This is a genomic window from Actinomyces sp. HMT 175 (assembly GCF_016694895.1).
Taxonomy (GTDB): Bacteria; Actinomycetota; Actinomycetes; order Actinomycetales; family Actinomycetaceae; genus Actinomyces; species Actinomyces oris.
Genome location: NZ_CP068012.1, coordinates 1222904 through 1235515 on the forward strand (window position 1 = coordinate 1222904; position 12612 = coordinate 1235515).

Here is a 12612-nt window from a genome sequence, read left to right on the forward strand (position 1 = left end):
ACTGAAATGATCGGAAGGGACGCCGACCGGTCCTTTAATATATCTCTGAACACAGTGCTATGGAAATGGTGCAGTGCTTCTTCTGCCGCGCTTTCCCCGCCTTCATGAAAGGAATAGACAAAGGTCGGTCGCGCCCAGCTTTCGGTGCAACCGACCTTTGTCGTGGTTCTTCGCGGCTCGTCTGCCAGACTTCGCCCCGTCAGTGCGGGCGCGTGGCCTCCTTCATCGTGGCGGTGAATGCGACGAGGTCACTGCGCAGCGCTCCGAGCGCGTAGTGACGACGCTCCTCGTTACCGCCTGCGCCATTGTTGCCGCTGGCGGCCGCCATGATCTCGGGGGCGTAGCGCTCCACGATCTTGACCGTGGCCGATCCACTGATGGCGCCGTCGGCACCGGCTGCGATGGCCTCGGCGACCTGCTCGGGCGTGGAGATGCCGAAGCCCAGCATCACTGGTGCGGCGGCGTCGGCGCGCAGGCGTTCCACCGACTCGGCGAGCCCCACGGTGGAGGAGGCTCGCTCGGTGCCGGTCACCCCCACCCGGGAGACGGCGTAGACGTAACCGCGTGAGGCCGCCGCCACTGCGTCCAGAGTCTCGGCCGCGGCCGACGGCGGGGCGATGTAGACGGCGTCGACACCGGCCTCCTCGGCGGCCCGGCTGAAGGGGGCCGACTCGCGGATCGGGACGTCGGGCAGCAGCACCGAGTCGATGCCGGCCTGCGCGCACTCGGAGTAGAAGCGCTCCAGGCCCATGGCGAAGGGCACGTTGCCGTAGATGAGCATGCCGATGGGCAGCCACGGGTGGCGCCGGCGCACCCGCCGAACCACCTCCAGGCAGTCCTGGAAACCCACGCCCGCGGCCAGGGCCCGCACATGCGCCTTCTGGATCGTGGGGCCGTCGGCGACCGGGTCGGTGAAGGGCACACCGAGCTCGAGGGCGTCGGCTCCACCGGCGATGAGTGCCTCGATGACGGCCTCGCTGGTGTCCGGGTCGGGGTCACCGACCATGACGAAGGGGACGAAGGCGCCCTCGCCGCGCTCCTTGAGGGCGGCGAACATCGCGGGATAACGACTCATCTCAGAACTCCTCATCCGGGCCGGCGTCCGGGCTGGTGCCCCTGGCGGCGTTCAGACCCGCGTACTCGGTTCGCTTGCCCATCTGCTCCACCATGCGCGAGGCCCTGGCCACGGCGCCGTCAGTGGAGAAGGAGCCGCCCAGCCTCGCCTGCACCTGGTCGAGGTCCTTGTCCCCACGGCCCGACAGGCACACCAGCAGGATCGGGGGCTCCTCGCCGTCGGGCACCCGGCGGGCCATGGCCAGGGCCTGAGCCAGGGCGTGGGCCGACTCCACCGCGGGGATGATCCCCTCGTGGCGCGACAGCAGGCGGAAGGCCTCGATCGCCTCGTCGTCACTGATGCCCACGTAGCGGGCCCGGCCGGTGTCCGACAGCCAGGCGTGCTCGGGCCCCACGCCCGGGTAGTCCAGGCCCGCCGAGACCGAGAAGGATTCCTCGACCTGTCCCTCCGAGGTGCGCATGAGGTAGCTGCGCGCCCCGTGGAGGATCCCCACCAGCCCCTTGTTGATGGGGGCGCCGTGGCGGGAGGTGTCCAGGCCCTCACCGGCCGGCTCAACCCCGATGAGCTCGACCCCGGGGTCATCGATGAACTCGGCGAACATGCCGATCGCGTTGGAGCCGCCGCCCACGCAGGCGATGACCGAGTCCGGCAGCCGCCCCGTCAGGCCCAGGACCTGGGCGCGGGCCTCCCGGGAGATGACCCGGTGGTACTCGCGCACGATCGTGGGGAAGGGGTGCGGCCCGGCAGCCGTGCCCAACAGGTAGTGGGTGTCGGCGAAGGAGGCCGTCCAGTCGCGCAGCGCCTCGTTGACGGCGTCCTTGAGCGTGCCCGCACCACTGTCCACCGGGACCACCGTGGCGCCCATGAGCTCCATGCGCTCGACATTGGGCGCCTGACGCACGACGTCGGTGGCCCCCATGTAGATGGTGCAGTCCAGGCCCAGCAGAGCGCAGACCATGGCGGTGGCCGTCCCGTGCTGGCCGGCGCCGGTCTCGGCGATGATACGCCGCTTACCCATCCGCTTGGCCAGGAGGGCCTGCCCCAGAACCTGGTTGCCCTTGTGGGCGCCACCATGGACCAGGTCCTCGCGCTTGAGCAGGATACGGGCGTTGCCCTCCAGCGGCAGGTTGCGCAGCTCGGTGACCGCCGTGGGACGCCCCAGGTAGCGGGTCATGAGCATCTCCAGCTCGGCGGCGAAGGCCGGATCGGCCTGGGCGTCGATGAAGGCGTCCTCGAGCTGGTCCAGCGCCGGGATGAGCAGCTCGGGCACGAACTGGCCCCCGTAGGGTCCGAAGAAGGCCGGCAGGCGCGGGTGGTGCCCCGTCTCCTGCCCGTCCCGGTCCAGGGCCGACGACGTACCCTCACCCTGAGGCAGCGGTACCGCGGTGGCCAGCTGACGAGCGGCCTCGGCCGGCTCCGGGGCCCCGGACAGGGACGAGCCCACCAGGAGGGCGTCCACCAGGCCCGACAGGCGCCGCACGTCCTCGGCAGCACCGACCCCCGACTCACCCACAAGCACCACCCCGGCCGGGGCCAGCGGAGCCATCTCCTCGGTGCGCGCCAGATCCGTCTCCAAGGTGCGCAGATCACGGTTGTTGATGCCGATAACCTCCGCCCCCAGGGCCGAGGCACGATGCATCTCCTGAGGCGTGGAGACCTCCGTGAGCACCTCCATGCCCAGGCTGTGAGCCAGCTCGGCCAGCTCGCGATAGACGTCGTCGGGCACCACCGAGAGCATGAGCAGGACCGCATCCGCCCCCAGGCTGCGAGCCGCCAGCACCTGGACCTCATCGACGATGAAGTCCTTGCACAGGACGGGCACATCCACCACCTCGCGCACAGCGGCCAGGTCGTCGAAGGAGCCGTTGAAACGATCGGGCTCGGTGAGCACTGAGACCGCGGCCGCGTAGGGCGCGTACTGGGCGGCCAGCGAGGCCGGGTCGTAGTCGGAGCGGATGGTGCCGCGTGAGGGCGAGGCCGCCTTGCACTCCATAATGAGGGCCGGCTGCGGGCTGCGACCCTGGCCGCTACGGGTGCGCAGGGCGGCCGCGAAGGAGCGCTGCGAGCGCTCCAGATCCTCGGCTCTCAGGTGCCCGAAACGGGCGCGCAGCTCATCAATGCGCTCGCGGCGCGCCTGGACGATCGAGTCCAGGACGGTGCCCGTGGCGATGAGACGCGCCTCGACCGGCTCACGGTGGGTGCGCTCGCCAGGGCCTGCGCCATCGGGTGACGCGGCGGGGACGGGGGCGGTGTCGGGGGTGGTCACGGCTTCTCCTCAGGCCGTCTCAGTGGCGAGGTCACTGGCTTTGGTCATGGACTCCAGGTGGCGGGCCACGCCACCGGAACGGATCTGCTCCAGGGCCGCCGCAGAGCCGTCGGCGAGGCTGTCGGCCCGGCCGGTGAGGTACAGCAGGGCACCGGCATTGACGGCGATCGCGTCGCGATGGGCGGGCCGTCCCTCACCCGAGACGGCCTCGCGCAGCAGACGGGCGTTGTCGGCCGGCTCCCCACCCAGCAGGTCGGCCAGCTCGTAGGCGGGTACCCCCAGATCCGCAGGCGTGACCTCATAGGCCCGCACCCCGTCGGGTGTCGCCTCACGCACGAGGGTCGGACCATGGACGGCGATCTCGTCCAGGCCCGAGCCGTGCACCACGAGCGCGCGCTCGCGCCCCAGCTGGACCATGGCCTCAGCGATCATGTCCAGCATGCCCGGGTCCCACACGCCCATGAGCTGGAAGGTCAGGTGAGCCGGGTTCACCAGCGGCCCCAGGACATTGAAGATCGTGGGCGTGGCCAGCGCCTTGCGCACCGGTGCCACGTGCCGCATCGCCGGGTGGTAGGCCTGGGCGAACAGGAAGGTGAAGTGGTCACGGGCCAACAGCTCGACCGCCGTGGCCGGCTCCACGTCCAGGGGCAGCCCCAGCTCGGCGATGACATCGGCCGCCCCCGTCTTGGAGGACACGGCCCGGTTGCCGTGCTTGGCCACCGCGACCCCCATTGAGGCGGCCACCAGGCCCGCCCCCGTGGAGATGTTGATCGTGCCCACGCCGTCGCCCCCGGTGCCCACGACGTCCACCAGCGGGAAGGACACCGACGGGAAGTCCCGGGCCACCTGACGGAAGGCGCTCGCGGCCCCCGCGACCTCCTGGGGCTCCTCACCGCGGGCGTGCAGCGCCGCCAGCAGCGCCGCCGTCTCCAGCTCGGACAGCTCGCCGGCGCCCAGGGCCGCGAAGACCGTGGAGGCCTGCTCGCGGCTCAGGCGCCGTCCCTGCACCACCTCTCGCAGCAGCTCGTGCGCCTCCTGCGCCGTGGCAGCAGGCGCGGTCTGCGCAGCGGCCGGGGCCGCGCTGTTGGTCTGACTCATTGGTCTGTAGCTCCTTCGCAGGTGGTTGAGGCTGGTCGAGCGCCCGGGGGTGATTCTGCCCGAACGGTGGCTCCGACGTCGGTATGTGCGGGCCGACGGGGCGCAGGTGTGGCTCAGGGGGTTCGGGCCAGTCCGGTGGTGACGGCCTTGAGCAGGGCCGGTCCCTGCGGGGTGAGGATCGACTCGGGGTGGAACTGCAGCCCGACCGCGGGCAGTGACCGGTGCCGGGCCGCCATGACGATGCCTCCGCTTGGGTCCTCATCTGTCGGGGTAGTCCGGGCAAGGCTGACAAGTGCCTCAGGAAGTGTGCGCGTGCCCAGGGAGTGGTAGCGGGCCACGTCCAGCGGACCGCCGTCGAGGACCGCGACGGCCTCGTCCGCGCGCCCCGCCTCAGTGACCTCGAGGCGGTCGGAGCGGCCGTGGACCGGGCCGACCGGGGCGACCCGCCCGCCGCAGGCCTCGACCAGGGCCTGGAACCCCAGGCAGATACCCAGCGTGGGAATCGCCTCGTCCAGGGCGGTGGCGATGAGCTCCATGAGACAGCCCGACGTCGCCGGGTAGCCCGGCCCGGGGGACAGGCACAGGACCGGGCGCCGCCCTGCCTGGCGCTCGGCCTCGGTGGGCTCCAGGGCGGCGAGCACCCGGGAGGCCGGCACGTTGTTGCGGTAGACCTCGATCTGGGAGCCGAGGGTCGCGAACTGGTCGACGAGGTTGTAGACGAAGGAGTCGCGGTTGTCGAGTAGAACCACTCGAGCCGGTGCCGATGCCTCGGCACGACTCCCGGTGGCCTGCCTGGTGCTCTGGCTGCTGGTAAGGGGCATGGCTCAGGCCTCCTTGCTGGTCCGGCTGCCGGTCCGGCTGTCGGTTTGGCTGCTGGTCTGGTCGATGACGAGGGCGGCGCCCTGCGCGGCGGCGACCGCCTCCAGGACGGCGCGGGCCTTGTGGACGGTCTCGGCTGCCTCGGCGGCCGGGGAGGAGGCCGCCACGACACCGGCCCCGGCCTGGACCAGGGCGGTGCCGGCGGACACGAAGCCGGAGCGGATGACGATGCAGGTGTCCAGCTCCCCGTCACCGCGGACGTACCCCACCGAGCCGCCGTAAGAGCCGCGACGCACGCCCTCTGCCTGGCGGATGAGCTCGGCGGCCCGCAGCTTGGGGGCCCCGGTGAGGGTGCCCATCGTCATGGAGGCGCGGAAGGCGTCCAGGGCGTCGAGGTCCTCGGCCAGCTCGCCGGAGACCTCCGAGACCAGGTGCATCACCCGGCTGTAGCGGTCCACGCGCAGCAGGTCCTGCACACTGCGGGTGCCCGGACGGCTGACCCGGGCGACGTCGTTACGGGCCAGGTCCACGAGCATGACGTGCTCGGCGACCTCCTTGGCGTCGGTGCGCAGCTCCAGCTCCAGGCGGGTGTCGCGCTCGTGGTCCACCGAGCCGTCGGGGTGCAGCCCGCGCGGCCGGGTCCCGGCGATGGGGCGGATGGCGACCCGGCCGCTGCGCACCGAGTACAGCAGCGCCGACTCCGGGGAGGCGCCGAAGAGCTCGAAGTCCGGGGCGGCCAGGTAGAACATGTAGGGGCTGGGATTGGCATGGCGCAGCACGTGGTAGGCGGCCAGCGCGTCGGGGCAGTCAATGGTGAAGCCGCGCGAGGGCACCACCTGGTAGACGTCGCCGTCGGCGATGTAACCGCGCATCTCCTCCACGACCGTCTCGAAGTCGGCGTCGGAGACGGTGGGCACCGCGTGCAGGACGGGGGAGTCAGGGCCACCGGCCGGTGCCGGTGCCTCAACGGCTGTGTCGGCAGCTGCGTTGGCGGCTGTGTCGGCGCTGTCGGCCGGGTCCTCGATCCTGTCAATGGCGGTGGCCAACGCCTCCATGCGCCGCTCCAGGTCGGAGGCGTCGACCGAGGCCCCCACCAGGGTCGCCTCCTGGGTGGGGTGGTCGACGACCAGGATGATGCGGGCGTCGTAGAAGAGGTAGTCGGGGCAGGTGTTGGCGCCCTGGGCCACCTCGGGCAGGGACTCGAAGGTGGACAGGTAGTCGAAGGCGAAGGCCCCCGCCTCCAGCGGCAGGTGGGGGTGGTCGACCTCTGCCCGGGCCAGGAGGCGTAGCGGCTCGATCGTGGACAGGGCGGTGAGCCGCTCGCGCTCCTCAATGGACGGGTCGTCGTCGCAGATCGTGGGCAGGGTCAGAGTCAGCCGGCCGGGGCGGCGGTCGGTGACGTGCTCGGCCAGCCCCGCCTCAAGACGCGCCAGAGCCGCCAGGCCATCGGCCCCGGGGGCTCCTCCATCGACGGCGTCCAGCGCCTCAGCCATCACGGTCCCGCCCCAGCACGTCAGCCTGGCCGAGGCCTCCAGGACGGCGACCGTGGTACGCGAGGCCTTGGTCGTGATGTCGGCGCTCTCCAGCAAGACGCAGTCCACCGGCCGCACGGAGCCGCCCTGCGCGGCCGGGCCCGCAGTGGTGCGCAGCAGACCGGAGCGAGTCAGCTGCTCCAGCAGGGCACCGCCGTCGGCGTGGTAGCGCACTGAACGTGTCAGCACAGTGGATGAGGCGGCTGACGGTGCGGCCTCGGGGGCAGTGTCTGGCACGGAGTCTGGCACGGTGGGTGACATGGGGCCTCTTTCCTGAGATCGGGGTTCAGGCGGGCCTCTCACTCATGCGTCGGGCGGGCCCGCGGTGAGCGAGCCGGAAGGTCCTAACGCGTCAGGATGATGGCGGCTCGCCTCGAGGGGAGCCACCACCACTGGCGGTCACGGAACGCTGTCATGGCACCGAGGGTAGAACGAGGTCGTGACGTGACCAAATCGTCGGCCGGAGATGAGACGCCTGCCCGCACCTGTCGTGCGGCGTGCACAGGCATCGGTGCGCCTCAGGTGCTCGTCCGCGTCAGTTGCCCAGGCGGAGGGTTCTTCCACCGGTGGTGGCACTGGGCTTGGCGCTGGGCTTGCTGCTGGGTTTGGCGCTCTTGCTGCCCGCCTCGGCGACGGCGGAGGCCGCGTTGACGATGCCGGCACCGCAGGACTTTCGGTCGCACTTGGCCATGGGGGTGGCCGTGTTCTGCAGGATGCTGACAACCTCTGCAGTCTTCAGATCGGGGTTGGCGGACAGCATCAGCGCGATGGTGCCGGAGACGTGGGGAGCCGCCTGACTAGTGCCTATCATGAAGGAGTAGGCGGGGGTCTGTGGGGCTGTCGGCGACTCGTCGGTCGTGGACAGAATCTTGGGGCTGGTCCTGCCGTCCTCTCCACCGGGGGCGGAGATCTCGACGGTGTCACCGTAGTTCGAGAAGGATGAGCGGACCCCGGTGCTCGTGGTGGCACCGACGGTGATGACGTTCTCACAGCTGGCAGGATTGACGTTACCGGCGTCCTCATCACTGTTGCCGGCGGCGGCGACGATGATGGAGCCGCGTGCGACAGCGGAATCGATTGTCTTCTGCAGGAAGCGTGTGCACACGCCAGGGCCGCCCAGGCTCATGTTGATGACCTGGGCGCGATTCTTGTTGACCGGTACGCCGTTGACCTTACCGCCCGAGGCCCAGGTGATGGCGTCCACGAGGTTGGCGCCGTCGGAGCCGCAGCGGCCCAGGAAGCGGATGGGCACGATCTTGGCGTCCGGGGCGACACCTGCCACACCATCGCCGTTGTTCGTGCGCGCGGCGATGGTTCCGGCTACATGGGAACCGTGCCAAGTCGACTGCTGGCCCTTGTCCCGGTGCTTGCTGCCTCCGTCATAGGCGGAGCACTCACCCGGCTCGGACCAGTCTCCCTCGTCGGAGGGATCGGCGTCGTAGCCGTCGTTGTCGCGGGCCCTCTCGGCGTCGGCGATGAAGTCGTAGCCCGGCAGGAGCTGGCCCTTGAGGTCCGGGTGGTCGGTCAGGATGCCGGAGTCGATGACGGCGACCGTGACGCCCTTGCCGGTGGACTGTGACCAGGCGTTGGTGGCGTTGATTCCGTAGGAGCCCGAGGTCATGTCCCACTGCTTGGAGAAGTAGGGGTCGTTGGGGACATTGCTGTCCTGGGCGGAGGTGTCGCCCAGGGCAGTGACGTGAATATCGGGCTCGACGGCCTCGATACCGTCGGCGGCCTCGAGCGTGGAGATGAACTCCTTGACCTGATCCACGGTGAGCTTGTCACTGAGCTTCACGGCAGCAGTGCTCATGGCGTGAGCGGTCACGCTCTCCAGCTTGACCGAGAACTTGCCCGCGGCGGCGGTCAGTGCCTCCTTGTCCTTGGCGGGCAGGGAGTTGAGGACGTTCTCTCCGTAGGCCTTCGCGGAGGCGATGACCTTGCCCGCCGCTGAGTTCTCAGCGTAAGAGATGATGAAGCGGTCACTGGGCTCGGTGACCTTCGCCGCGTTGCCGTGGGCGGAGGCCGATGCCGCAGCGGTGGCTTTGTGTCCGCCGATGACTCCGGCGCGAACCAGGCCGACGGCGATGAGACAGACTGTCGCGACGGAGGCGACGACGATGAGCAGGACGCGTTTTCTGCTGAGGGTCATGGTGGGGAGGCTTTCGGTAGGGACGTCTCGGGACAGGGAGTGCTCAGGAACCCGGAATGCGACGATTCTGGCATGAGACGGCGGAAAACTCCCACCGGTGAGTGTGGGGAGGCCTCCCCAGCGGGCTCTGGGGACGGAGCTGCCCGGGTCAGACGCGCTCGCGGCGCCCGCTGCCGCGGCCTGCGCGCATGACCCGACTGCGGCGAATGACCACGGCGAGTGCCAAACCTGCGACCATCAGGAGGGAGACGAGACGCCCTGTCGGCCCGGTGAGCCAGGCCGACAGGATCGCCATGCCGATGGTCGTGTAGACGGCGGCCCAGGCGATCGCCCCGGCGGCCGTGGCCGCCACGTAGCGGCGCAGCGGCATGCGGGCCACACCCGCGGAGAGCTGGATGACGCTCTGGATGCCGACGGTCAGGAAGGACACCGGCACTGCCAGCACGCCCCAGCGCGCCGACCACGCCTGGGCGCGGGCGTACACGGGGGACTCGAGCAGCGAGACCCACCGGGTGCGCGCGGTCCCCGCCGTGATGCCCCGGCCGATCCAGTACATGGTGTGCGAACGCATCATGGCCAGGCACCAGAAGAACAGGAAGACCCAGGGATAAGGCAGGGAGTGGATCCGTTCCAGCATGCGAGGAAGGCTAACCTAAGTCGATCGCCCTCCGGTTGTGGGCTCGCCTACGCCTGCGCCCGTGGGAAGTGAGGGGAGCCGGCGTACGGCCGCACCTCACACTGCAGGTTGGCCCGGCGGGCTGGGGCGGCGGGCCGCCGTCGTGGGAGACTTGGGCCAGACCCATGCCGGATATGAGGAAGAGCCAGGAACCGATCTCCGTGTCACCGATCCCCACACCAGAGCAGATGACCAGCGTCCAGCCCGCCGCCACCGAGCAGGCCCGGCTGCGCAACTTCTGCATCATCGCGCACATCGACCACGGCAAGTCCACCCTGGCCGACCGCATGCTCCAGGCCACCGGCGTCGTCCAGCCCCGCGACATGCGCGCCCAGTACCTGGACCGCATGGACATCGAGCGCGAGCGCGGCATCACCATCAAGTCCCAGGCCGTGCGCATGCCCTGGGCCATCGAGGGCGACGACGGCGTCACGCGCGCCTACGCCCTCAACATGATCGACACCCCCGGGCACGTCGACTTCTCCTACGAGGTCAACCGCTCCCTGGCGGCCTGCGAGGGCGCGGTCCTCCTGGTCGACGCCGCCCAGGGCATCCAGGCCCAGACCCTGGCCAACCTCTACATGGCCATCGAGGGGGACCTGACCATCATCCCGGTCCTCAACAAGATCGACCTGCCCGCCGCCGAGCCGGAGAAGCACGCCGAGGAGATCGCCTCCCTCATCGGCTGCGACGTCGACGACGTCCTCAAGGTCTCGGGCAAGACCGGGCAGGGCGTGCCCGAGCTGCTCGACCGGATCGTCGAGACCGTCCCGCCCCCGCACGGCGACCCCGGGGCCCCGGCCCGCGCCATGATCTTCGACTCCGTCTACGACACCTACCGCGGTGTGGTCACCTACGTGCGCGTCGTCGACGGCGCGCTCAAGCCCCGCGAGCGCATCGAGATGCTCTCCACCAAGGCCGTCCACGACCTGTTGGAGATCGGCGTCATCAGCCCCGAGCCCACGCCGTCGGCCGGTCTGGGGGCCGGCGAGGTCGGCTACCTCATCACCGGGGTCAAGGACGTGCGCCAGTCCAAGGTCGGTGACACGGTCACCTCCGCGGCGGCCCCGGCCGACGAGCCCCTGTCGGGCTACCAGGACCCCAAGCCCATGGTCTTCTCCGGCCTGTTCCCGGTGGACGGCTCGGACTTCCCGGCCCTGCGCGATGCCCTGGACAAGCTCAAGCTCAACGACGCCGCCCTGACCTACGAGCCGGAGACCTCCGTGGCCCTGGGCTTCGGCTTCCGCTGCGGCTACCTGGGCCTGCTGCACCTGGAGATCATCCGCGAGCGCCTGGAGCGCGAGTTCAACCTGGACATCATCTCCACCGCCCCCTCCGTGGTCTACGAGGTGACGATGGAGGACCGCAGCACGCACACGGTGACCAACCCCAGCGAGTTCCCCGAGGGCAAGGTCTCCTCCGTCTCCGAGCCGGTGGTGCGGGCCACGATCTTGACCCCCAGCGAGTTCGTGGGCACGGTCATGGAGCTGTGCCAGTCGCGTCGCGGCACCATGCAGGGCATGGACTACCTCTCCGAGTCCCGCGTGGAGATGCACTACGTGCTGCCGCTGGCGGAGATCGTCTTCGACTTCTTCGACGCCCTGAAGTCGCGCACCCGCGGCTACGCCTCCCTGGACTACGAGGCGGACGGCTCCCAGGACGCCAACCTGGTCAAGGTCGACATCCTGCTCAACGGGGACAAGGTGGACGCCTTCAGCGCCATCGTCCACCGCGACTCGGCCTACTCCTACGGCGTCATGATGACCAAGCGTCTCAAGGACCTCATCCCGCGTCAGCAGTTTGAGGTCCCCGTGCAGGCGGCCATCGGCACCCGCGTCATCGCCCGCGAGACCATCCGGGCCCTGCGCAAGGACATGCTCGCCAAGTGCTACGGCGGTGACATCACCCGTAAGCGCAAGCTGCTGGAGAAGCAGAAGGAGGGCAAGAAGCGCATGAAGGCCATCGGCCGGGTCGAGGTGCCTCAGGAGGCCTTCATCGCAGCCCTCGGCGCGGACACTCCCACCGGCGCCAAGCCGGGCAAGTAGCGCCGCCGGCGGGCACGAGCAGGATCGAGCAGGGCTGAGTAGGACCGAGTAGTACCAGGACGGTGCCGGCGGACGACGGAAGGACGGCTGCGGACATGAGTGACACGAGCAGGCAGACCACGGTTGACGCTGCCCTGAGCGACGACGGCTCCGGCCTGGTCCTGACCCGGGAGCTGGCCCGGGTCCTGGGTGAGCCCCACGCAGGCGCGGACGGGCGCCACCAGGACGAGCCCTCACCGTTCCACGACGGCGACCTGGTGGGAACCGTCGGCGCGGTATGCACCGTCAAGGGGCTGCGGCCCGACGCCGGAGCGGCAGGCGTCTCAGCGATCCATAAGGGCGCCGTCGACGGGCCGGTTGAGGTGAGCCGGACCGGGATCGTCACCGACAGGCACGGGGACCGCGCCCACCACGGGGGCAGTGACAAGGCCCTCTACGTCATGAGCGCCGCTGAGCAGCGTCACTGGTCCGAGGTCCTGGGCGGTATTGAGCCGGGGCGGCTGGGGGAGAATCTCCTCATCGAGGGCGACATCGACGACGTGGAGATCGGCGCGATCCTGTCCATCGGCGACCCGAGCAACGCAGGACTGCGGGTCAGGGTGACCGGCGTGCGCAACCCGTGCGCCACCTTCGCCCGCGGTGTGGGCCGTGCGGACTGGGTGGAGGTCTTCTCGGCGCGCAACCGGGTGGGTGTCTACCTGGCGGTGCTCACCGAGGGGACGGTGCAGGCCGGCGACGAGGTGCGCGTGGTCTCCTCCCCGGGGCACCGGGTCACCTGCAGGCGCTGGTTCGCCCACCACGACCCGCGCGACGCCCAGGGAATGCTCAACTCCGAGATCTTCGGCAACTGCGTCATCGCCGACTTCACCAAGAAGTACGTGCGGGCCGCCGCCCATGAGCAGGTGGGCTGACGGCGCCGCTGGGTGCCCGACGACCCCGGGCAGACGGTTTC

9 protein-coding genes are annotated in these 12612 nt (G+C 70.1%); 2 read left to right on the forward strand and 7 right to left on the reverse strand.

Annotated features, from left to right (window positions below):
• Nucleotides 1–199: 199 nt before the first annotated feature.
• The 7 genes from trpA to JJJ14_RS05300 all read right to left on the reverse strand — a co-directional run bounded on the left by trpA (nucleotide 200) and on the right by JJJ14_RS05300 (nucleotide 9576).
• Nucleotides 200–1075 carry a tryptophan synthase subunit alpha gene (gene trpA / locus JJJ14_RS05270; protein ID WP_101558332.1) on the reverse strand — a complete coding sequence of 292 codons (876 nt, stop codon included), beginning with the start codon at nucleotides 1073–1075 and terminating at the stop codon, nucleotides 200–202.
• Between the two features lies 1 nt (nucleotide 1076).
• Nucleotides 1077–3341 carry a tryptophan synthase subunit beta gene (trpB, locus tag JJJ14_RS05275; RefSeq protein ID WP_201444873.1) on the reverse strand — a complete coding sequence of 755 codons (2265 nt, stop codon included), beginning with the start codon at nucleotides 3339–3341 and terminating at the stop codon, nucleotides 1077–1079.
• Between the two features lie 9 nt (nucleotides 3342–3350).
• Nucleotides 3351–4439, reverse strand: coding sequence for an anthranilate phosphoribosyltransferase (gene trpD, locus JJJ14_RS05280; protein WP_201444874.1), 1089 nt, complete (start codon nucleotides 4437–4439; stop codon nucleotides 3351–3353).
• A 113-nt stretch (nucleotides 4440–4552) separates the two neighbouring features.
• Nucleotides 4553–5260, reverse strand: a complete 708-nt coding sequence (locus JJJ14_RS05285) for an anthranilate synthase component II (protein ID WP_101558329.1) — start codon at nucleotides 5258–5260, stop codon at nucleotides 4553–4555.
• Nucleotides 5261–5263: 3 nt separating this feature from the next.
• Complete coding sequence (locus tag JJJ14_RS05290) at nucleotides 5264–7051, reverse strand: anthranilate synthase component 1 (protein WP_201444875.1); 1788 nt, start codon at nucleotides 7049–7051, stop codon at nucleotides 5264–5266.
• A gap of 274 nt (nucleotides 7052–7325) precedes the next feature.
• Complete coding sequence (locus JJJ14_RS05295; RefSeq protein WP_201444876.1) at nucleotides 7326–8939, reverse strand: S8 family peptidase; 1614 nt, start codon at nucleotides 8937–8939, stop codon at nucleotides 7326–7328.
• A gap of 148 nt (nucleotides 8940–9087) precedes the next feature.
• A complete protein-coding gene (locus JJJ14_RS05300) occupies nucleotides 9088–9576 on the reverse strand; it encodes a DedA family protein (RefSeq protein WP_201444877.1) in 489 nt (162 codons plus the stop codon).
• Between the two features lie 164 nt (nucleotides 9577–9740).
• Here JJJ14_RS05300 and lepA point away from each other — a divergent pair, with 164 nt between their 5' ends.
• Nucleotides 9741–11660 (forward strand): translation elongation factor 4, encoded by a 1920-nt coding sequence (gene lepA, locus JJJ14_RS05305; protein WP_330831702.1) that lies wholly within the window; start codon nucleotides 9741–9743, stop codon nucleotides 11658–11660.
• Between the two features lie 95 nt (nucleotides 11661–11755).
• On the forward strand, nucleotides 11756–12571 hold the full coding sequence (locus tag JJJ14_RS05310) for an MOSC domain-containing protein (protein WP_201444878.1): 816 nt from the start codon (nucleotides 11756–11758) through the stop codon (nucleotides 12569–12571).
• Nucleotides 12572–12612: the final 41 nt, after the last annotated feature.